This is a genomic window from Ercella succinigenes, assembly GCF_900002895.1.
Window position 1 is genome coordinate 19,817 of sequence record NZ_CDHP01000003.1, and the last position, 23,633, is coordinate 43,449.

15 protein-coding genes are annotated in these 23,633 nt (G+C 37.9%); 11 read left to right on the forward strand and 4 right to left on the reverse strand.

Annotation, left to right across the window (positions count from 1 at the left end; translation table 11 throughout):
• The first annotated feature begins 35 nt into the window (after positions 1–35).
• The 3 genes from AC0KSB_RS00965 (at position 36) to rpoC (ending at position 9,312) form a co-directional block, all read left to right on the forward strand.
• Complete coding sequence (locus AC0KSB_RS00965; protein WP_472305814.1) at positions 36–1,562, forward strand: peptidylprolyl isomerase; 1,527 nt, start codon at positions 36–38, stop codon at positions 1,560–1,562.
• Between the two features lie 306 nt (positions 1,563–1,868).
• Complete coding sequence (gene rpoB / locus AC0KSB_RS00970; RefSeq protein WP_472305816.1) at positions 1,869–5,678, forward strand: DNA-directed RNA polymerase subunit beta; 3,810 nt, start codon at positions 1,869–1,871, stop codon at positions 5,676–5,678.
• 91 nt (positions 5,679–5,769) lie between these two features.
• Positions 5,770–9,312, forward strand: coding sequence for a DNA-directed RNA polymerase subunit beta' (gene rpoC, locus AC0KSB_RS00975; protein WP_472305818.1), 3,543 nt, complete (start codon positions 5,770–5,772; stop codon positions 9,310–9,312).
• 291 nt (positions 9,313–9,603) lie between these two features.
• On the opposite strand, the gene AC0KSB_RS00980 is transcribed toward rpoC, so the two are convergent.
• Entirely contained in the window at positions 9,604–9,915 is a 312-nt protein-coding gene (locus AC0KSB_RS00980) for a helix-turn-helix domain-containing protein (RefSeq protein ID WP_472305820.1), read from the reverse strand.
• Between the two features lie 213 nt (positions 9,916–10,128).
• On the opposite strand from AC0KSB_RS00980, the gene AC0KSB_RS00985 reads away from it, so the two are divergent.
• Positions 10,129–10,362, forward strand: coding sequence for a helix-turn-helix transcriptional regulator (locus tag AC0KSB_RS00985; protein ID WP_472305822.1), 234 nt, complete (start codon positions 10,129–10,131; stop codon positions 10,360–10,362).
• A gap of 2 nt (positions 10,363–10,364) precedes the next feature.
• On the opposite strand, the gene AC0KSB_RS00990 is transcribed toward AC0KSB_RS00985, so the two are convergent.
• Together AC0KSB_RS00990 and AC0KSB_RS00995 are read right to left on the reverse strand one after the other, a co-directional pair.
• On the reverse strand, positions 10,365–11,699 hold the full coding sequence (locus AC0KSB_RS00990; protein ID WP_472305824.1) for a homocysteine S-methyltransferase family protein: 1,335 nt from the start codon (positions 11,697–11,699) through the stop codon (positions 10,365–10,367).
• Complete coding sequence (locus AC0KSB_RS00995) at positions 11,686–13,320, reverse strand: ABC transporter substrate-binding protein (RefSeq protein WP_472305826.1); 1,635 nt, start codon at positions 13,318–13,320, stop codon at positions 11,686–11,688. The genes AC0KSB_RS00990 and AC0KSB_RS00995 overlap by 14 nt, the downstream gene beginning before the upstream one ends.
• Before the next feature lie 201 nt (positions 13,321–13,521).
• On the opposite strand from AC0KSB_RS00995, the gene AC0KSB_RS01000 reads away from it, so the two are divergent.
• From AC0KSB_RS01000 to AC0KSB_RS01020, 5 genes are all read left to right on the forward strand, one after another.
• Positions 13,522–14,004: a CtsR family transcriptional regulator gene (locus AC0KSB_RS01000; protein ID WP_472305828.1), complete on the forward strand. Its 483-nt coding sequence runs from the start codon at positions 13,522–13,524 to the stop codon at positions 14,002–14,004.
• Between the two features lie 73 nt (positions 14,005–14,077).
• The gene (locus AC0KSB_RS01005; RefSeq protein WP_472305830.1) at positions 14,078–14,764 is read left to right on the forward strand and encodes a UvrB/UvrC motif-containing protein; all 687 of its coding nucleotides are present in this window, start codon (positions 14,078–14,080) and stop codon (positions 14,762–14,764) included.
• On the forward strand, positions 14,761–15,780 hold the full coding sequence (locus AC0KSB_RS01010) for a protein arginine kinase (RefSeq protein WP_472305832.1): 1,020 nt from the start codon (positions 14,761–14,763) through the stop codon (positions 15,778–15,780). Before AC0KSB_RS01005 ends, AC0KSB_RS01010 begins: the two co-directional genes overlap by 4 nt.
• A gap of 48 nt (positions 15,781–15,828) precedes the next feature.
• On the forward strand, positions 15,829–18,483 hold the full coding sequence (locus AC0KSB_RS01015; protein ID WP_472305834.1) for an ATP-dependent Clp protease ATP-binding subunit: 2,655 nt from the start codon (positions 15,829–15,831) through the stop codon (positions 18,481–18,483).
• Positions 18,480–19,115, forward strand: coding sequence for a CpXC domain-containing protein (locus AC0KSB_RS01020; RefSeq protein WP_472305836.1), 636 nt, complete (start codon positions 18,480–18,482; stop codon positions 19,113–19,115). The genes AC0KSB_RS01015 and AC0KSB_RS01020 overlap by 4 nt, the downstream gene beginning before the upstream one ends.
• A 2-nt stretch (positions 19,116–19,117) precedes the next feature.
• Here AC0KSB_RS01020 and AC0KSB_RS01025 read toward each other — a convergent pair whose 3' ends face one another.
• Complete coding sequence (locus AC0KSB_RS01025) at positions 19,118–20,041, reverse strand: Yip1 family protein (RefSeq protein WP_472305837.1); 924 nt, start codon at positions 20,039–20,041, stop codon at positions 19,118–19,120.
• A 118-nt stretch (positions 20,042–20,159) separates the two neighbouring features.
• Between AC0KSB_RS01025 and AC0KSB_RS01030 the strand changes: the two genes are divergently transcribed.
• Positions 20,160–22,304, forward strand: a complete 2,145-nt coding sequence (locus tag AC0KSB_RS01030) for a Tex family protein (RefSeq protein ID WP_472305839.1) — start codon at positions 20,160–20,162, stop codon at positions 22,302–22,304.
• A gap of 6 nt (positions 22,305–22,310) precedes the next feature.
• The gene (locus AC0KSB_RS01035) at positions 22,311–23,552 is read left to right on the forward strand and encodes a lysophospholipid acyltransferase family protein (protein ID WP_472305841.1); all 1,242 of its coding nucleotides are present in this window, start codon (positions 22,311–22,313) and stop codon (positions 23,550–23,552) included.
• The last annotated feature ends 81 nt before the right edge of the window (positions 23,553–23,633 follow it).

A 23,633-nucleotide genomic window follows, 5' to 3' on the forward strand; every position in this document is an offset into this window, starting at 1 on the left:
TCGATATTTATCTAAAACAAAGGACGGATTTAAGTATGAAAGATACTACAGAAAGCCAGAAAAAGTGGAAAGCAGAAGAAATGCGTGAAGAACGCAAAGCTCGTCTGGCTCAGATGAAGTCGAAAAATGGCGGCAAAAAACCGGTCAGATCTGGAAGCCGTTTAGCTGCGGTAATAACAATTGCCGTACTTGTTGTGCTTCTGCTTGTTGCCGGCCTGTGGGGAGCTGTAAGATTGGGTCTGCCTCAACAGCATCTTGCAGCAATGACGGTTGGTGATGAAAACATTAAAGTGGTTGAATTTAACTATTATTATCATAATCTGGCAGGACAGTTCCAGCTGGATCCTAATGATCCGGCAAGTGCGCAGACCTTAAAATCTGATAGCGGTATAGAAGGCTATGAAACAGTAGAAGATTACATTAAAGATGTTGCTGCCCAACAGGCTCAGATGAATGTAATGCTCGCAAGTATGGCAAAGCAGGACGGCCTTTCTCTGGATGATGAGGATAGAGCAGTCATTGATGATTTCTATACGCAGATTGAAACAAACGCTGCCCAGCAGGAAATAAGCACAAATGCATATTTAGTGTCACTGTTCGGTAGAGGCGCAAGCAAAGATTCTATGCAGCCTATACTTGAAAGATACCTGCTTGCGCAGAAATACAGCACAGAAAAACAAGCATCCTTTACTTTTGAAGACGATGAAATAGAAAATTATTACCAGGAAAACAAAGATAATTATGATCGTGTTTCATATAGACTTTTTACTGTAAAAGCTGATTATGATTCAGATTCAACAGATGAAGAAAAAGAAGCTGCAATGTTAGAAGCAAAGGAAAAGGCAAGTGAAATGCTCTCGGCTGTTAGTGATGATGAATCTTTCAAGCAGGCATGCATAGATTTTGCTGCTGATGATGATGAGCGTCTTTCTTATGAGTCTTCCGATAAAAGTAAACTTATACTGAAACTCAAAAGCTCGATATCAGGCTCAGATGCTTCAGATTGGTTGTTTGATTCTGGCAGGTCTGAAAATGATAAAACTATTATTGAAGCCAGCGCCGGTTATCAGGTTATTTTGTTTCTGGAAAGAAGCGAGTCAGATTTTTCCTACGTAAATGCCAATCATATATTGATTAGTGCAGACCGGAACAACGCTGAGGCTGCCGAAATTGCAGAGGCAAAAGAAACAGCCGAGTCAATTTATGCGGAATATCTTGCAGGCGATAAATCACAGGAATCTTTTGCTGAGCTTGCCAAAGAACATTCATTAGATTCCAGTGCGGCTAACGGTGGGCTAATTGAAGGGATCTATCCAGGTCAAATGGTTGCTGAATTTGAGCATTGGTTGTTTGAATCAGGAAGAAAAGTTGGTGATACAGATATTGTTCAGACCGATTATGGTTTCCATATAATGTATTATGCCGGCACATCGGGCGACTCTGATCGCCATATAAGAATAGAATCGGAATTGCGTTCGCAGGCATATGAAAAATACGTAGAAGAATCTTTGATTAACTATCCATACTCAATTAATTCATTTGGTTATCGATTTACAACCTGAATTATTCGGACTTTAAGAGCAGTCGAGATTAAGACTGCTCTTTTTTTATCAGATAATCTTCGTGAAATTATACAAATCATGTAAAAAAATGGACATAAAAAAAGTGCCAAATCTCGTTGACACTTAGTCTCTGTAGTGCTATTATTTTATAACGCGTCATAAGTTGGAGGCATATCGTCTGCCCGCCAGATTATGCGCAAAAGATCTCGTGTTATGTCAATTATAACATCTGAAGTAGAACCGTCAATCTTTTTGTTGCGGTTCACAATAAACGGCCAGGCCGGAATATGCGTGAGGTGATCGTTGATGGTGCGTCCCGTCAAGTTGGGAAGAGCCGAAAGAATGTCCTATTCGAGAATTGATGAAGTCATCGATATCCCGAATCTGATAGAGATTCAAAAGAGCAGCTACCAGTGGTTTATAGATGAAGGTCTAATGGAAGTGCTGCGAGATGTCTCGCCGATAACCGATTATTCTGGTGACATCGAATTATCCTTTATTGATAAAGAGTTTGATATCACCAGCCCTACCTACTCTATTGAAGATTGCAAAGAAAGAGATGCTAATTATGCAGCTCCTTTACGTGTAAAAGTAAGACTGCATAATAAGAAGGATGATATTCTGAAGGATCAGCAGATCTATATTGGGGAATTCCCCATTATGACTGATAACGGTACCTTCATTATTAATGGTGCAGAACGTGTTATTATCAGTCAGCTGGTAAGGTCACCGGGTGCATATTTTGATATTGCTCGTGACAAAAATGACAAAGAACTGTACTCAAGCCAGGTTATTCCAAACAGGGGAGCATGGCTGGAGTATGAGACTGATGGCAATGACTTGCTTTGGGTACGTGTAGATAGAACAAGAAAGTTTCATCTAACTATCTTTTTGCGTTCTTTGGGCTTTGGTACTAATGAGCAAATTATTGAAACTTTCGGTGAAGAAAACAGCTTGATGCAGACAATGCTAAAAGATGGCTGTCGAAATCGTGAAGAGGGTCTGCAAGAACTGTATAAGAAATTGCGACCTGGTGAGCCTGTATCAGTAGAGGGTGCGGAAACATTGCTTCATAACATGTTTTTTGATCCCAAAAGATATGATCTTGCTCGTGTAGGTATATATAAGATTAATAAAAAGCTTAGCCTTGCAGCCAGACTGGTTGGACACAAGGCTTCTGAAAACATTGTAGATGAAGATGGTGAACTGCTTATCTCGGAAGGTGATATTATCACTGCAGATATTGCACAAGCCATTCAGCAAAGTGGGATTAATGATGTAACGGTTTACCCGATGCTGGTAATTGGTGATACTGTAACTCAGCTCGAGAATAAGCTTAAAGTAATTGGTAATAACCGTGTTGATGCCGGTTTGTTCTTGTTGCGCCATTTCTCAACTGACGAAATCGGTGATCTGGATGTTAAGTCATTAGGGGTTACAGAACTGGTTCGTACCAATGTTCTTAGACAGATTATTCAGGAGGCTCAAGGATCAGATAAACCCGTTGCACGCTTAAAAGAATTACTGATGAATAATGTTTCTGAGTTGATGCCTAAGCATCTTACTGTTGAAGATATTGTTGCAACGGTTAGTTATACAATAGGTCTTGAGTATGGTATTGGGGAGAAAGATGATATTGATCATCTTGGTAACAGACGTATCAGATCAGTAGGTGAATTGCTTCAGAACCAGATCAGAGTGGGTTTTTCCAGAATGGAAAGAGTTGTTCGTGAGCGCATGGGAACTTTAACAGACATGGCTACTGCAACACCTCAGCAAATAGTAAATACCAGACCTGTAAGTGCCGCTGTTAAGGAATTCTTCGGTTCCAGCCAGTTGTCACAGTTTATGGATCAACCAAATCCTCTAGCTGAGTTAACACACAAACGGCGTTTGTCGGCTTTAGGTCCTGGTGGACTTTCTCGTGAACGTGCTAATTTTGAAGTTCGAGACGTACATTCATCGCATTATGGACGCATGTGTCCTATTGAAACTCCTGAAGGTCCTAATATCGGTCTGATCAACTCACTTGCTACATATGCTCGTGTAAATAGATATGGCTTTATTGAGACTCCTTATCGTGTTTATGATAAAGAGAAAGGTATCGTTACAAGAGAAGTAAAATACATGACAGCTGATCAGGAAGATTATTTTAATATTGCTCAGGCGAATGAACCTTTAGATGAGCAAGGTAGATTTGTTGCTAAAAAAGTTGTTTGTAGATATCTTGATAAATTTATTGAGATGGAGCCGGCAAAAGTTGATTTGATGGACGTATCTCCGAAACAGCTTGTTTCGGTTGCGACTGCATTAATTCCTTTTTTGGGTAATGACGATGCTAACCGTGCTTTGATGGGTTCAAACATGCAAAGACAAGCTGTTCCTCTCATTAATACCGAATCTCCGATAATTGGTACCGGGATGGAGCATAGAGCTGCAAAAGACTCAGGTGTATGCGCAGTAGCTAGGCAGTCTGGTGTAGTTGAATATGTAGGTTCAGATAAAATAGTTATAAAAACTGGAAGTCTAGGGCATGATACGTATAATCTGACAAAATACCAACGCTCAAATCAGGGAACCTGTATTAATCAGCATCCTCTTGTTAGAGTTGGTGACAAAGTAGAAGCTGGGGATATCATAGCAGATGGTCCTTCTGTAGATAATGGTGAAATAGCTTTAGGACGCAATGTTCTTATCGGCTTTATGACTTGGGAAGGCTACAACTATGAAGATGCTGTTCTTATTAATGAACGTTTAGTAAGAGATGATGTCTACACTTCAATACATATTGAAGAATATGAATGTGAAGCCAGAGACACTAAACTGGGTCCTGAGGAGATAACAAGGGAAATACCCAATGTAGGTGATGAAGCTCTTAAGGATCTGGACGAAAATGGTATTATCAGGATCGGCGCCGAGGTAAGAGCGGGCGATATTATTGTAGGTAAAGTTACACCTAAAGGTGAGACAGAGCTTACCGCTGAAGAACGCCTTTATAGAGCGATTTTTGGTGAAAAAATAAGAGAAGTTCGAGATACATCGGTTCGTGTGCCGCATGGTGAGTCAGGCATCATTGTTGATGTAAAAGTATTTACACGTGAGAATGACGATGATCTCAAGCATGGCGTGAATAAGTTGGTTCGTGTATATATCGCTCAGAAACGAAAAATTTCTGTTGGTGATAAAATGGCAGGTAGACATGGTAATAAAGGTGTTATTTCTCGTATATTACCTGAGGAAGATATGCCGTTTATGCCAGATGGGACACCACTGGATATTGTATTGAATCCTCTGGGCGTTCCCTCGCGTATGAATATCGGACAGCTTCTGGAAGTTCATCTTGGTCTTGCAGCCCGCAAATTAGGTTGGAAAATTGCAACTCCTGTTTTTGATGGTGCTACTGAAGAAGATGTTAGTGAAGCGTTTAGACTTGCAGGCATGGATGAAGATGGTAAAACTATTCTCTTTGATGGTCGTACAGGAGATCCTTTTGAAAACAGGGTGACTGTAGGTATAATGTATTACCTTAAACTTCTACATCTTGTTGACGATAAAATACATGCACGTTCCATTGGCCCATACTCTCTTGTTACACAGCAACCATTGGGTGGTAAAGCACAGTTTGGCGGACAGCGTTTTGGAGAGATGGAAGTCTGGGCTCTTGAAGCATATGGTGCAAGTTATACTCTGCAAGAGATATTAACTGTTAAGTCAGATGATATTTCAGGAAGAACAAAAACTTATGAAGCTATCGTAAAAGGTGAGAGTGTACCTGAAGCCGGTGTGCCTGAATCCTTTAAGGTATTGGTAAAAGAGCTGCAAAGTCTTTCTCTTGATGTTCAGTTATTTACAGATGAGAGACAGATTATAGCTATCAAAGAGTCGGTTGACGAAGAAAATGATGTCCCTGAAATTGATCGCAATAAGCTTGATGAGTTAATGGGAACAACCTCGTCTGTCAATGAAAATCTGGCTGCTGCCGGTTTTTCTGAAGGAGTACTGGATGCAGAAGGCGGAGTATCTTCTGATTACCAGGATGAAGACAATGATAACGATAGTTTTGCCGGCTTTGTTGATCTGGCGATTGGCGATACCGACGATCGTGACGAAGACTGATTTAGAGTTATAAACTGATAACTGGCAGGTGGAACATTTTGATGTTAAACCTGCCGGATATTTTCTGTTATGCGGAAGGAGACAGCGCATCATGTTTGAAATGAACAATTTTGAGGCCATTGGTATAAGCCTGGCATCACCGGAAAAAATTCTGGAATGGTCGCGCGGTGAGGTTAAAAAACCCGAAACTATTAATTACCGTACTTTAAAACCTGAAAGAGACGGTTTGTTTTGTGAGAAAATATTTGGCCCTACAAAAGACTGGGAATGTCATTGTGGTAAATATAAAAAAATCAGATACAAAGGAATAGTTTGTGATCGCTGTGGTGTTGAGGTAACAAAGTCCAAAGTAAGACGTGAGAGATTAGGCCATATAAAATTGGCTGCACCTGTTTCTCATATTTGGTATTTCAGAGGAATTCCAAGTAGAATGGGACTTATTCTTGATATGTCACCACGTAATCTTGAAAAGGTTCTTTATTTTGCCGCCTATGTTGTTATAGATCCCGGAATGACTAGATTTTCTTTGCGTCAGGTCATTAATGAACGTGAATATCGTGAAGCAATCGAAGAATTTGGTAGAAATTCTTTCCGTGCAAAAATGGGTGCGGAAGCAGTTAAAGAATTACTTGCATCAATTAAAGTTGATGAAATGGCAGCTGAATTGAGAGAAGAATTCAAAACTGCTAGTGGTCAGAAAAAAGTTAGAATAATTAAAAGACTGGAAGTTGTAGAAGCTTTTAAGAAATCTGGAAATCATCCTGATTGGATGATTTTAGATGTTTTGCCTGTACTGCCCCCGGAATTAAGACCTATGGTTCAGCTAGATGGTGGCAGATTTGCAACCTCAGATCTTAATGATCTGTATAGAAGAGTCATAAATCGTAATAACAGGCTTAATAAACTACTGCAGTTGGGCGCACCTGATATTATTGTCAGAAACGAAAAAAGGATGCTGCAAGAGGCTGTGGATGCTCTTATTGATAATGGCCGCCGTGGCAGACCTGTTACAGGTGCAGGAAATCGTGCCCTGAAATCACTTTCAGATATGTTAAAAGGTAAACAAGGCCGTTTCCGTCAGAATCTGCTTGGAAAACGTGTTGATTATTCTGGTCGTTCGGTTATAGTTGTTGGACCTGAGCTTAAATTGCATCAATGTGGTTTGCCTAAAGAGATGGCTTTGGAATTGTTCAAGCCTTTTGTAATGAAGAAAATAGTACAGGCAGGGCATGCGCATAATATAAAAACTGCTCGTCGTCTTGTAGAGCGGGCAAATGATCTTGTTTGGGACATGCTTGAAGAAGTTATCAAAGATCATCCTGTTCTGCTTAACCGTGCACCTACTCTTCATAGATTAGGCATACAGGCTTTTGAACCGGTTCTTGTTGAAGGTCGTGCGATAAAACTTCATCCTCTTGTTTGTACAGCTTATAACGCAGACTTTGATGGAGATCAGATGGCTGTTCATGTGCCTCTTTCTGCTGAAGCTCAAGCTGAAGCAAGATTTTTGATGCTATCTGCGAATAATCTTCTGAAACCTCAAGATGGTAAACCTGTTACTGTACCTACTCAGGACATGGTTATGGGCTGTTACTATTTGACAATAGACAAAGAAGGTGAAAAAGGAGAGGGCAAAATATTCGCCAGCCTTGAAGAAGCTATAATGGCTTATGATGACAAGGAAGCTGCTCTCCATAGCAGGGTTAAAATCCGTCAGAAGAAGACCATAAATGGTAAAACTTACAGTGGACTTGTAGAGAGTACTCTAGGTAGATTTATTTTTAACGAGATTATTCCGCAAGATCTTGGTTTTGTGGATCGTAGTAAAGAAGAAAATGCACTTGTTCTTGAATGTGATTTCCTTGCCGGCAAAAAAGAACTTGGCAGGATAATAGAACGTTGCATACATACACATGGTATTACAAAGACAGCTAAGATTCTTGACCAGATTAAATCTCTGGGTTATCACTACTCAACTAAAGGTGGAATATCAATCGGCATATTCGATATGATTGTTCCTGATGTCAAAAAGAAATTTATTGATGAAGCTGAACAAAAGGTAGACTATATTAATCGTCAGCATGAACGTGGATTGCTTAATGATGACGGCAGATATAAATCAGTTGTTGAAATCTGGCGCAGAACAACTGATGATATTACGGAAGCTTTGAAAAATAATCTCGGTAAATTCAATCCCGTGTATATGATGTCACAATCAGGCGCCAGAGGTAATATTAATCAGATAAAACAGCTTGCCGGTATGCGTGGTAATATGACAGATACATCTGGTAAAACTATTGAAATACCGATTAAGTCAAACTTGCGTGAGGGTATGAATGTTCTCGAATTCTTTATATCTTCACACGGTGCACGTAAGGCTCTGTCAGATACTGCTCTTAAAACTGCTGACTCAGGATATTTGACCAGAAGACTGGTTGACGTTGCTCAGGATGTTATTGTACGAGAAGAAGACTGTGGTACGGAAGAGTATATAGAAGTTGGTTCTGTTATTGTTGGCGGTGGCAATAAGAAAAGAATAGTTGAATCTCTTGAAGACAGAATCAGTGGAAGATATGCTGCAAAAGACATTATTAATCCTGAAACAGGAGAGATCATGGTGCAGGCACAGTCAATAATCAAGCCAAGAATGGCTGCTGCTATTTCTGATCTAGGGATTAAAAAAGTTGCAATTCGTTCGGTTCTGACATGTCGTGCCAGAGTTGGTGTTTGCAGTAAGTGCTATGGATTGAATTTGGCAACAGCTGAACCTGTAGTTGGTGGTGAAGCCGTAGGTATCATGGCTGCTCAATCTATCGGTGAACCTGGCACACAGCTTACGATGCGTACTTTCCATACAGGAGGGATAGCTTCGGGTGATGATATTACTCAAGGTTTGCCACGTGTTGAAGAACTGTTTGAGGCCAGAAAACCAAAAGGACAGGCAATCATATCAGAAATAGCTGGTGTGGTTAAAATAGAAGAAGCCAGTAAGCGTAAGCGCGAGATTACAATTACTGCTCCTGATGGAGAGACAATAACCATAGCTGTTCCTTTAAGTGCACCTTTACTGGTGCAGACAGGTGATACAATTGAAGAGGGAGACTTACTCACTGATGGTTCTGTAAATCCTCATGATATTATGAGAATAAAAGGTGTTAGAGGTGTACAGAAGTATATTATTGGTGAAGTCTTAAAGGTTTATAAGAATAACGGTGTTGAGATAAATGATAAACATCTTGAGATCATAACCAGGCAGATGATGCGTAAGATAAGAGTAGATGATCCAGGTGACACTGATCTTATGACAGGAAGCCTTGTTGATATGTTTGATTTCGAAAGAGAGAACGACAGAGTATCGGCACAAGGACTTACATTAGCAAGTGGCAAAAGAGTTCTTTTAGGTATAACAAAGGCATCTCTTGCAACTGATTCTTTCCTTTCGGCAGCATCGTTCCAGGAAACAACAAGAGTTCTGACAGACGCAGCTGTAAAAGGTAAAATTGATCCGCTTCTGGGTCTAAAAGAAAATGTAATTATTGGTAAACTGATACCTGCAGGAACAGGAATGACAAGCTATAGAAATATAACTGCTGTGCCTGTTGTTGAACAAAATTTTGATCTTATAGAAGAATAAAACAATTTAAGTTTAATAAAAAAGAAGGGGCTGTCTCAAAACTGTTTGAAAGAACGTGAGAGATAGCTCTTTTTTCATGCCTAAACAGGCTAAAAAATTTGGAAAACCAAATCAGGACAAGTAAATTTTGTGGAAAACCAGTAAAAAACAAATTTATGGCGTACAAAATTAAGCTCAGGAGCGAATCTGAACTGAAAAACTTTTTTAAGCGGCATGCACAGTTGAATATAGCCCCCGTTTTTGCCATAAAAAAGAGCCGTCCCATAATTTTCATTTTGAGACAGCCCCTTTTTAATCGGAAAAATCACTTAATTCTTCAAGATTCAGGTCAGAAAGTTTTAAATCAGGGAATTCCTCTTTTGTTCTTTTTATATAATTAAAAAGAACCTGCGATGATTTTCTTTGGGTGCTTAGACCACACAGATAATCAAGTGAAACATCCATTAGTCCGGCTATTTTGTTTAACATAGCCAGGTCTGGTTCTCTGGTTGATTTTTCATAATGAGTATAAGTCGATCGTGAGATATTTAATAAATTAGCAATCTCTTTCTGAGTCAATGATTTTTCTTTTCTGAGTTGATAAAGTTTTTGACCTAAGTCCATAATAACCTCACAATTGTTAATGTTGCATATTGCAACATTAACTAAACAAAAAATGAATCATTCTTATAATGAAACATCATGTTCCAAACTGCAACACAATGTTGCGAATTGTAACTGGCAAATGATTAAGAAGTAGACGTTTGACAATTATTCTTTCTGAATATATTATGATGATGTTGCAATACGCCACATAAAAATGCATGAGGTATGGTTTTGAGTATAAATGGCAAAAATGCAAAGAGATACTGGCTGATTAAAGTCAGAAAGGAATTGAACTATAAACAGGATCAGGTTGCTGATGCTGCAGGTTTATCAAGAACCTTTTATTGTCAAATTGAAAATGGCAGCAGAAACCCTTCCCCAGCAAAAGCAAAAAAAATAGCAAAATTTCTGAATACAGATTGGACATATTTTTATTCAGAGAATGAAAATATATCTAATCTGTAATATCAATTGTTAGTCAGCAAATACGCTTTTAAATTTTCTGGAGCATTATTTGTTATAAAAGCTGTGAGGCCATTATAATAGCGTGAAATAGCACTTATTTGATTTTGATCATCACATTTAAATATCAAAGGTACGGCGGTGTTCATCTGCAAATCAGTGAGCGCCTCAATCAGATCAGATTGCTCTGCAAATTTTATCTGATTGAGATCAATGCAGATCGCTTCCGGATCTTCATCAAGGTAATCAAGCACATCATCAACCATATCTGCAATATCATGGCAAATTATGATAGGCCAATTTTCTCTGTCAGAGAGTGTTATATAATTTCTTCCAGAAGAAATTATAGCTTTTTTCTCTTCTTCTTTGGACAATATCTTACTAAATTGAGGCAAAACTTTTTTTTGAGTACAAGTTTTGTTATAAATAGTTTTTTTCTCTATCAATTTTTTATACAAAGATTTGATATGAGCAGGAGTTGTTCCACAGCAACCACCAAAGAGTTTAACCCCTATTGGCAGAAATGCAAGCATTTGTTCAGCAAATTCTTCCTCATTCATATCAAAAACTGTTTTACCATCTTTATCCAGGCTTGGAACTCCTGCATTCGGTTTGGCGAAAATCTCGCATGTACTTAAAGAAAAATCTATGCTCATATGTTTAACCATTTCCATAGGTCCGGAGGAACAGTTCAGTCCAACTGCCTGTACGTCAAGGCAGGCAAGGGATAAAAGGCATGTTTCAAAAGAATTTCCTGATAAGGTTCTGCCATTTTTTTCAAGTGTAAAAGACACCATTATTGGTAGATTGCTTGCCTCTCTTATTGCAATAACTGCTGCACGAGTCTGAGCTAAATCCATCATCGTTTCAACAACAAAAAGATCAACTCCACCTTGTTCAAGGCCAATAACCTGCTCTTTGTATATTTCAACTAAATCATCAAAATCAAGATCGCCTGCCGGTTTAAGGAATAATCCTGTAGGAGACAAGTCGCCTGCTACCCAAAAGTCTTTTTCTGGATATTTCACTTTCATGTCATCTCTTACTTGACATGATATTGAAGCCAGCTGCTTATTCATTTCTATTACATCTTTTTGATCAGCGGGTAGATTATGTCTTGCAAGTTTTATTTTATTGGCACCAAAACTAAATGCGTATACAACATTGCTTCCAGATTCATAAAATGATTTTTGCAATTGCTGCAGAACATCGGGATTGTCCAGAATCCAAGCTTCTGGACATACTCCTGATGGCATTCCTGCATATTGCAAATTAGTGCCAGTTGCACCATCAAGCAATACTAATGATTTACACTTTTCTAAAAAATCACTCTTCTTCATAGAATTCCGGCCTTTCCTCGTTTTCTGAAGGATCATAAAATCTTATATTTTCAAGCCTGTCCGTCCAGCTAGCTGTTGAAGCAGATAAAGGGTAACCATTTTGGGCTATTGATATTTGTAGAATTCTGGCATTAATAATTATTGCTTCACTCTCTTTCCTGGCAGGCCAGGCATTGATTTGAGAAGATCCTGAATAATTATCGGTTAACAAGATTGTTCCCTGTGGTAATCTATTATCTGAAGGTGCAGGCAAAAGCATCAGGTCAAAATTTCCAGACTCAGCCATCGCGGCCATCTCAGGCCAGTCAACAGCAACAGGCTGTATTTTAATATTAAATCGTTCAAGTTCTGCCGACAAATCAGTGATTGTGCTTAAATTGTACTGTTCAACAGTATCATTTACTCCCTTGAAATAATACCATTCGATAGTATCATCGAGTGAATTCAAAAGATTAACTTCCGACTGACTTAAATCGAGTTTGGCTATAGCTCTTAAAAAAGCTGCTCTTTTTTCTGTAGAATTTAGAACTTTTGCCTGATCTCCTCTTCCAGTCAAAGCGTACGATTCAATTTTGCTTGCTGAAGGATAAAAGGTATATTGTTTTAAAGATTCTGAGCGTATATACATACGTTCATTCCATTGGTTTCTTACTATATCAAGTTTTCCGGCTTTGAGTAAATCATATTTGTCTTCCAAAGCAATTTTCTGAAATGTTATTTCTTCGATTACTCCTGCATAACCTTGTCTTAAATTAATTACTACTTCATCTTCGCTGTATTCTTTTAATTCAAAAGCACCACTTCCTTCAGGAGCTTTTTTGTCATTATACATTTCAAATACATTATCACTTGAATAATCATAATAATCACTTTTTAAAATGCCTACGGTAAAAAGTGCAAAATCAGGATCAGTTACAGACTGATTGAATTGAAAAATAACAGAATCATCTTTTTCGCCTTTTTCTATCGAGATGATATCTGAAAATCTACCTTTATATGGACCATTGTAGGAGCCCGATATTAGACAATTGTAAGTGAAAATAACATCATTTATATCAACGGCTCTGCCATCACGAAAAAAATGCCCTGGTTTAAGAGTAAACGTTAAGGTTTTGGCCGATTGATCAAAAAGCCAGCTTGAAGCTAAAACAGGCATGGGCTGATAATTATCATTTAATTTTATAAGTGGTTCAAAAATAAGAGATACAAGATCTTTCTCGCCGTCACTGCTTGAATATATAGGATTTATAATTTCGACAGCATCATCTATTCCTACAACAATACTTTTACCTCTGGAAAGACTGACTGGGGAAACAGCAAGAGGATCTCCCAGAATAGTTTTGTTTGAAATAATTTTTTCAGAAATTTCCGTCGTGCTTTCAGAATAATCAGCCTTATCAGATCCTATTGACGCATCTGATCCATTCTGCTCAATTTCTGTAGTTTTGATCCAGTTATTTACATTAATCGCTATTATGATCAGGATTATCAGAGCCACAACAATAGCAACCCCATTTGCAATATGCTGAAATTTGCTTAATGGCGGTGCCGGCTCAGGGAAAACAGGTGTCACATTTCTAATTCCATTATCTTCTTTTTTGCCGTGTTTTCTATCTTTCATAGATAAGATTATAGCATGAAGTAGTAGTTAAAATAAGAAGTTATAAGCTAGATATTTCGAAATATGTACTTAAAAAATCTTCTCTGAATACGTAACAGAGGTTATTAAATAAAAATTGGTTAGGATCTGCTTGACATACTAATAGTTATATATATAATTTAATTAAAGACAAAGATAGTCAAAGTCTAAGGGGGCTAAAATATGGCTCGGATAAGTGATAGTATTGAAGCAATATTAAAAAAGATGATAGATCAGAATCAAGGAAGTGTGGAAATCACAAGAAGTGAACTTGCTGATATAGTAAAGTGTGTTCCATCACAAATTACATATGTACTTACTACCAGATTTACAAATGGGCAGGGATATCTTGTAGAAAGCCGCAGAGGCGGTGGTGGCTGGATCAGGATATCAAGAGTTGTACACGATTCACCAGCAAATTATTTGATGCATGCTTTGAATAATATAGGTGATCATTTGTCACAGCATCAGTCTACCGTGTTGGTAAGGAATTTTATTGATTACGGAGTTATAAGTAAAAATATAGCCGACCTTATTCTGGCAGCTGTTTCTGATCAGGCTTTATCCGATCTTGAACCAGATATCCGCGATCAGATAAGGATGAAAATTTTTAAAAATATGTTGACGAGTTTAATTATAAGGGTAAAGCATAACAAAATTAATTAGTCAAAACATATTCCAAAGTAAACTGATCCAATAAAAATAAAGCTGAAATATAAAGCTTAGGGGAGGAAATAAAATGCGTTGTGACAATTGTAAAAAAAATGAAGCAACTTTACATATATCACAAACAATTAATGGCAAAACGCAAGAACAGCACTTGTGCGCAAATTGCGCACAAGAGACAGGTATAAATAATTCTTTTAATCCCTATGTTGAAGAATTTTTGAAATCTGGCTCTATAGCACAGGGCATTTTCAATACTGCCGGAGGAATTCCTGCTTTTGGAAATACAGGAATAAAGCCTGTTGTTTGTTCTTCTTGTGGACAAAGATATGAAGAGTTTCGGAAATCAGGACTTTTGGGATGTAGTAATTGTTATAAAGCATTTGAGGATCGTCTGGATGCTATTTTTCGCAGAGTTCAAGGTGGAAATAGACATGTAGGAAGAAAGGCTTGTGAAACAGCAGGACAACAAGAGCTTTTGCTTTATAGACATCAAATGATAGATCTAAAAAATAAATTACAGGAATATGTAGAAAAAGAAGAGTACGAGAAAGCAGCAGAATTACGTGATGAGATACGTGATTTGCAAAAACAGATTACAATTATTGAAAAACAAAACATTGCTGACAATTGTAAGACTGCTCAATTACCAAGCAAGTCTGAAGCGTCCAGCGAAATTGATAACTCTAAAAATTATGAAGAAAACGATAATACGAATGGAGAGGACTCTTCCAAAGGAAAAGGAGGTGAGTCAGAATGACATGGTATATTGATCAGGGGCCGGAAAGCGATGTAGCTATCAGCAGTAGGATAAGACTTGCCAGAGATCTGACGCAATATCCTTTTCCACATAAATTAGATCATCGTCAGGCGGCTCAGGTTGCAGATGAGGTTGAAACAGCTTTTTTCAGCTGCTCTCCAGTTATGGAAAAACAGTATTTAAAAGTTAGTCTTGAAAATCTTACTGATGAAGAACGGCTTGCACTGGCAGAGAAACATCTCATTTCAGATCAATTTGCAAAAGCAGGTACAAAACATGGTCTTATTATCAGTAAGGATGAAGCTGTTTCAATTATGATAAATGAGGAAGATCATATAAGAATACAATCGATGCGGGCTGGTCTTGCCTTAGAAAATGCTTATCAGACTGCTGCCGAGATATCATTAATGCTTGAACAGAAACTTTCTTTGGCATATTGTGAAGAATATGGTTTTCTTACTGCCTGCCCTACTAATACAGGAACAGGTATGAGGGCTTCGGTAATGGTTCATTTGCCTGGTATGAGTATGGCAGGAAGTATAAAAAATATTGTTGAAAGCTTGAGTAAATTAGGTTTTGCTGTCAGAGGCTATTTTGGTGAAGGAAGTAAAAGTCAAGGGCATTTATATCAAATATCAAATCAGCTTACACTTGGATTTTCAGAAGAAGATCTGATTAATGATCTAAAAAGAATAGTACAACAGCTGATTGAACAGGAAAGACAAATAAGAAGAGAATTATATAAGCATAGAACAGCAGTGCTTGAAGACAGAATTATGCGGTCATATGGTATCTTAAATAATGCCAGAATCATTTCGGCAGAAGAAGCGATGTCTTTACTTTCAGATGTCAGACTAGGATTGGCTTTGGGCTTGATTCGTGACATCACAGCTTCAGATATAAATAGACTTTATGCCTATTTAGGGCCTGCAGGTATTCAGAAGATGAATGGAAGGCCTATGTCAGCTGAAGAAAGAGATCTTAGCCGAGCTGAGATGATAAGAAATATATTTTGACCAGTTATAAAAGCAAATTAAAAGAAACGTTAAGAGGAGGATAAAGACATGATGTTCAGATTTTCAGAAAGAACAGGAGCTGTATTGGCTATAGCATATCAAACGGCTAAGGCTTATCAAACTAATTACATAGGAACAGAACATCTTTTGATAGGAATTTTATCTGAGGGAAGTGGAATGGCCTTTGAAGCCCTTTCCAGAGCTGGATTGAGCATAGAACACGTGCAGGCGGCACTTGTTCAACTTACAAACCAACAACCTCAAGAAGTAGAACCAGAGGAACAACTTCAAGCCGATAAAATAATGTCAATGTTTACTCCAAGAACAAGAAGAGTAGTGGAACTTGGAGCCTATGAGGCACAAAACAGAAAACAGACAGTTTTGGAGCCAGAACATATTCTTATGGGCATTATACGCGAAGGTGAAAGCGTTGCGGTAAGAGTTCTTAAGGCTGCTCAGATAGACTCCCAAAAGTTATATGCAGCATTATCCGAGAGTATCGGTAAGTCAACATATGATGAATCTGCAACAGATAGCAGACAGACAACTGATCCGGATTTGGCAGAAATAAACCAGAATTTAAATAATATGAACAGTTCTGCTGCAGAAAATAATTTGAAAAGCAATAAGGGACAAAAGACTCCGGTTCTTGATAAATATGGACGTGACCTAACAAAATTAGCAGCCGAAAAGCGATTTGATCCAATAATTGGACGAGACGAAGAAATCAGCCGCGTGATGCAAATACTTTGTCGTCGCACAAAGAACAACCCTGTTCTCATAGGAGAACCAGGTGTTGGCAAAACGGCCATTGCCGAGGGTCTTGCTCAAAAAATAATAAGTGGAAATATGCCGGAGCTTCTTAGGAAAAAAAGACTTGTAGCACTTGATATGACAGGAATGTTAGCAGGCTCAAAATATAGAGGCGAATTTGAAGAAAGATTAAAAAAAGCACTGGATGAAGTAATTTCAGCTGGAAATGTAATTCTTTTTATTGATGAGCTTCATACAATTATAGGGGCTGGTAATGCTGAAGGTGCCATGGATGCCGCTAATATATTAAAACCACTGTTGGCAAGAGGAGAGATGCAGGTTATAGGTGCCACTACTCTGGAAGAGTATAGAAAGCATATAGAAAAAGATTCTGCATTGGAAAGACGTTTCCAGCCGATTACGGTGGGTGAACCAACTCCTGAAGAAGCTATACAAATTATGAAAGGCTTAAGAGATAAATATGAGAAGCACCATAAGGTGAGAATAACTGATAAGGCGGTTGAAGCTGCCGTGCAGCTTTCGGTAAGATACATACCAGATCGTTTTTTGCCTGATAAAGCAATTGATCTTATCGATGAATCAGCATCAAAATTGAGAATGGGACATACCAGCACTGAACCGGAAGCTCTGAAATCTCTCGAAACAGAGCTTGAGGAAATTATTAAAACAAAAAAAGATGCTGCTGATCAGGAAGATTTTGAAAAAGCAGCACAACTTAGACAGGAAGAAATAAAACTGATGCAAAAAATAGATCAGATAAAAAAAGAATGGAAAGATAATGAAACAGAATACCAGCTCATTCTTGATGAAAACATGGTTGCTGATATTGTATCAAGCTGGACTGGAATTCCTGTACGCAAATTGACGGAAAATGATACTGAAAAATTGAGAAAGCTGGAAGATGAATTAAGAAAAAGAGTAATCGGGCAGGATGAAGCGGTAACTGCAATTGCAAAAGCTATCCGAAGAGGCAGGCTTGGTCTTAAAGATCCCAAAAGACCAACTGGATCTTTTATTTTTCTCGGAACCACCGGTGTTGGGAAAACTGAATTAGCAAGAGCATTGGCCGAGGTTTTGTTTGGTTCAGAGAATTCTATGATTAGAATTGATATGTCGGAATATATGGAAAAATTTGACGTTAGCAAATTAATTGGCTCGCCTCCAGGGTATGTTGGTTACGAAGAAGGTGGACAGTTAACTGAAAAAGTAAGAAGAAAGCCTTATTCAGTTGTCCTTTTTGATGAAATAGAAAAAGCTCACCCCGATGTTTTTAATACTTTATTGCAAATTATGGAAGATGGTAGACTGACAGATAGTCAGGGACGAGTTGTAAGCTTTCAGAATACAGTCATAATTATGACTTCGAACATTGGAGCAAGGCTATTAACTACTTCTGCTGGACGTAAAATAGGCTTTGATATTACATCAGATCAAAACGATGATGGATCGGCACCATATCTTTATGGTGGCAAGAGTTTTGATGCTGCTAAAAATCTTGTGATGGAAGAAGTAAAAAAAGCTTTTAACCCCGAATTCATAAATAGAGTAGACGAAATAATATTCTTCAGAATGTTGGATAAGAATTCAATGCTTAGCATTGTTGATATAATGCTAAAAAGTCTCTATAAGCGAATAAATGAAATAGGGTTGCAAGTAGTTATTTCAGAAAATGCCAAGTTATGGCTTTCGGAGAGGGGATATGACCCCACATTCGGAGCAAGACCTTTGAGACGTGTTATTCAATCACTCGTAGAGGATCAGTTTTCGGAAGCTCTTTTAGATGGAATAATTGCTGAAGGAGATCTTGCATTAGTTGATGTTGTTGATGAAAAAATCGTTATAACTAAAGGAAGCAAGGATAATAAAGAAGCAGTAAAAATAAATGAAGATAAACCTTTAGGATCAGAAGATGAGGTTGAGAACAAATGACATTGTTTCACAAAGAAAATATAGCCTGCCCCTATTGTTTAAATGAGGAAGAAATAACTATCTGGGATGAAATTGATGCAGTTGAAGATCCGGATCTAAAAGAAAAGCTTCTTAAAAAGAAACTGCAGGTATTTGACTGCAGAAATTGTGGAAGAACACATTTACTTGCAAGCTCTATGCTATTTAAGGATGAGCATAACAAAATTATGATATGGTGTGATCCTAAACTAGAAAGTCAGACAGATCAGGCAAAATTGCCTGGTCTGCTCAATTCTTTTAATGCACCGGAATCATATAAATTAAGATTGACAACAAGTAATAACCAAATGATAGAGAAAATTCATCTGGACGATCATAATTTGGATGACAGAATAATGGAAGTTGTTAAACTGGCAGTACTTGAGTGGCAGCAAGAAGAAATTAAGATAAGCGAATTATACTTCTTGTCTGCTTCTGCTGAACGATTACTTTTTTTGGCTTTAGGCGAGGACAAAAACTGGTATCAATTACCAGTATCTGCGGAGTTATATAATCAGATTGAGGCAAGGATTGGAGATCGTTTTGCAGAAGACAGAGGCTGGCAAAAAATTGACAAATCTTTTGGGATAGAATATTTCAAACTTTTCAAGTGAGTTCAAATTACAATAGACATGTCAAATAAAGTTGAAAGAACTGGCATTGTTAGCCCAATAAGTACAGAGATTATTGCGCCATATACTACCATTAGTAAAATTGATAAAATAAGAGCTCGATTTTCATCAAGCTGGCATAGTTGCCGTATAGCCAGAAAAATGATAATTGTGGAAATTGCAAATGAGCAGCAAAGAAAAAATCCAGCATGAACAAGTGACGTAGACAAGGCTGATATCGCCATGAAAATAAAAATAGTACTGTAAAAAGATACTGGACTTATGGCTGAGTAAAGTCTTATAAAATCAGTTGGTTGACGAGCGATAAAACGCAGGGTTGTGTAAATTAATGCAATGATAATAAAATGCAGACATAAAATGAAAGCAATTCCTTGGGCGAAGAGAAATAAATTGTTCATGAAAGTTACCCTTAGCCCGGTTTTGATTATTGTCAGTTCCATCAGAGCACTTAAACGGCTTTGCCTGGTCATAGAGATAAATAAAAATCCGCCTGCGATACATTCAATAAATAAAAGCAGGAACGCTTTACGCTGATCGGCAAATTGAGATGCTTGCCGTATTGTATCGGCTGGTCTGGTGAAATACCTTAATATTTGTTGAAAACCGGCAAAAATAGCCGCTTTGTCTGGTTTATAAAAAGTTTTGTTTTTTGTTTTACTGTGTTTGAAATTTTTTTCTTTATTACTTGTGTATTTATTCTTAAACTTGTTTTTCCAGCTGCCGCTGCTTGCTTGGTTAAAACCAGTGCTATTGTTATTTTTTTTAGCCCTGTTTGTGCTCTTGTCAGTATTATAACCTGATCTGCTAGCCCCTGAATCAGCTTTTTCAGGAGAGGTTGTGTCTTCGCGACAAGTGCACTTTTCGCCTGGCGACAATGCGCGGCCGCAGTAGAAACAATATCGAGCCATAACTGAAAATTCCTCCACAGGTTTTGTCTATTCTATAATAATGCGAATATGTTATCATAGTGTGACAAAAAAATATCAATCTTTATTTTTTTGGGATAACCGATAGGAGATAGCAACTATGAACATATTAGATCAGTTAAAAGAACAATTCAAGTTAAAATCAGAACAGATAGAAAAGACAGTAGATCTTTTGAACGATGGTAACACAATTCCGTTTATTGCGAGATATAGAAAAGAAGTAACCGGCAATCTAGATGATCAGACATTGAGACTGCTTGCTGATAGATATGAACAGCTCAAAGCCATTGAACAAAAGCGAGAAGATATACTACGTCTTTTACAAGAACAGGAAGTATTAACAGACGAGTTGAAAAAGAAAATTGATTCTGCTTTGACAATAACTGAGCTTGAAGATTTGTACAGACCTTATAGACCTAAGAGAAAAACAAGAGCCAGTATTGCCATATCTCAAGGGCTTGAACCGTTGGCCGATATGTTGATTGAACAAAAACATGGAGAGACAGAAATTATAGCTTTAGCAGAAAATATTCTAAGAATATCAGAAGATTCAGAGCTTGAGACTTCTGAACAGGCTATTAGTGGTGCACTGGATATACTTGCCGAGCGTGTTTCAGATGATGCTTGGGTTAGACGGCGTCTAAGACAGGAATATTTACGCAATGGTATCGTAGAATCAACCAAAACTAAACAGGCAGAGGAATCTGTATATGAGGCGTATTATGATTTTAAAGAACCTGTTCGCCAAATAGCATCCCACCGAATTCTTGCTTTAAATAGAGGCGAGAAGGAAAAAATGCTTAATGTAAAAGTTGTTTTGCCTGTCAATGAGGTTATATCACTTCTTTCTGCTTACACCTTAATTGAAGGCAGCAAATCGGCAGACTACCTTTTAAAGATGATAGAAGATGCCTGGAAAAGACTATTACAACCATCTTTAGAAAATGAGATTCGTCAGATTATGACAGAGCAGGCTCAGGAAAAGTCTATCAATGTATTTAGCAGTAATTTAAGAAGCCTTCTTATGCAGGCTCCTGTAAAAGGTTTTAGAATAATAGGCCTTGATCCGGCTTATCGAACTGGCTGCAAACTGGCTGTTGTTGACGAAACCGGACTTGTTCTTAGTACAGATGTTATTTATCCTACTCCCCCTCATCTCAGGATAAAAGAGGCTTCAGAAAAAATGCTGATGTTGATCAAAAAGTATGATATAGGCTTGATTGCCATAGGCAATGGTACTGCGTCAAGAGAATCAGAGCAATTTGTTCGCGATCTGATTCATGATAATAAGCTTTCTGTACGTTGGCTTATCGTGAGTGAAGCAGGTGCTTCGGTATATTCAGCTTCAAAATTAGGCGCAGAAGAATTTCCCGAATATGATGTATCTTTAAGAAGTGCTGTTTCTATTGCCCGCAGACTTCAAGATCCACTGGCAGAGCTTGTAAAAATTGAACCAAAAGCGATAGGAGTTGGTCAGTACCAGCATGATATGAATCAAAAAAGACTTGATGAAGCACTTGGTGGAATTGTTGAGGCTTGTGTTAACGAGGTAGGTGTAGATATAAATACTGCATCCCCTTCTCTATTAGGATATGTAGCGGGACTTACGCCTGCTGTTGCTAAAAATATTGTAGCACAAAGGGAAAAGGCCGGTTCCTTTAAATCAAGAAAGGAACTTCTGAAAATACCTAGACTAGGAGCAAAGGCTTTCGAACAATGTGCAGGATTTTTAAGAATCCCTGAAGCTATAGAGCCACTTGATAATACATCTGTTCATCCTGAATCTTACGAAAAGGTATATCAGCTCAGTAAGATGCTTGGGGAAGCCCCATCATCTTTACTTGCTGAAAAAGCCGAAAAATCAGATATTTCAGAATTGGCCAAAGCTCTGGAAATAGGAGAATTAACACTTTTAGATATAATAGATGCATTGAAAAGACCAGGCAGAGATCCGCGTGATGATTTGCCTCAACCTGTGTTAAGAAGTGATTTGATGGATTTATCCGACCTTAAACCAGATATGGTTTTGCAGGGTGTAGTGAGAAATGTTGCAGACTTTGGAGCTTTTGTAGATTTGGGAATGCACCAGGATGGGTTGGTTCACATCTCCGAGCTAGCAGATCATTTTGTAAAAGATCCTCTTACCGTTGTTAGTGTTGGAAAAGCTGTGCAGGTTCGCGTTCTCAGTGTAGATGTGAAGCGTAAAAGGATTTCTCTTAGCATGAAAGGCTTGCGACAGGAGTAGTACTATATGGTGCATAAAAAACCAGACAGAAAAAAACGAAAGAAAGGCATTAGAAGTCCGGCTCGCTGGTTATATAGGCCGGTTTTAGTGATAATGTATCTGCCTTTTTATCTTTTTTTTCGGTTAAGGATTAATAGAGATCAAAGAATCCATGCATTAAAAGGCCCTGTTATAGTATTGGGCAATCACCCATCCTATCTTGATCCTTTTTTTGCAGCATTAGCTTTGCCGAGTTTTAGTATAAATTTTGTTGCTGCAAGCCTGTTTTTTAGAAATAAAAGGCTTAAGTTAATCCTTGATCTGCTTGGGGTTATACCGAAGACTCAATTTAGATCAGATGCAGGAGCTTTAAAACAAATGATGCAGGTCTTAAAAGACAATGGTGCTCTTGGTATTTTTCCGGAGGGACAAAGATCTGTAGATGGCAGCTCTCATAGTCTGGATAACACAATTTCAAAACTGGTAAAAAAAATGGAGTGTCCTGTTATTTCTATAAAAATATCAGGAGCATATCTTGCTTGGCCAAGATGGTCTGAAAGTGGATTAAGACCAGGTAGAGTAGAGATAGATGTAAAACTGTTATTAAAAAAAGATGACATAAAAACTTTGTCAGAAACAGAAATTGCAACATTAATACAAAAAAATATTAGTTTTAATGATTATGACTGGCAAATGTCTTTTGAGAGAAAAAATAAATACCTGAGTTTGGCTCCTGCCGCCGGGCTGCACAGGATCTGTCACCAGTGTCCTGCCTGTCAAAAAATTATGGCAATGAAATCAAAAGGCAAAAAATTATTTTGTACTATTTGCGATGCTGAATATACGCTGGACAGTTCTGGTTTTATCTCAAACGGAAATAAAAAGTTTAGCTTAAACACAGTCTGGAAATGGAGACATTGGCAGCAAAAAGAACTTGATTTCAAATTTAAAAACAACCCTTCTTATATGTTGGCATTTAATGTTAAGACAGAAACAGCAGGCCTTAAAGATACCTTTAGTTATAGTGGGAAAGGCTTGCTCAAAATAGATAAAGCAGGTTTATTCTACGACGGTGTTGACTGCAATGGGGATTCAGTTCAATTTAGAAGTCCGGCGGGTAAAACTGTTCAGTTTAGTGCAGATTATGGCAGACGTCTTGAAATTTCCCATGACAGTGGAGCTTTTCGTTTTTACCCGGAACAAGGACAGGCGACAGTAATAATCACGGATTCCCTGATTTTGCTTGACAATAGTAGATATGACAAATAAACTGACAAAAAATGAATATTTTCAACTAATGTTTATGATATATTATTATAATGACAATTATCTTTAGCAAATAAATGCAGA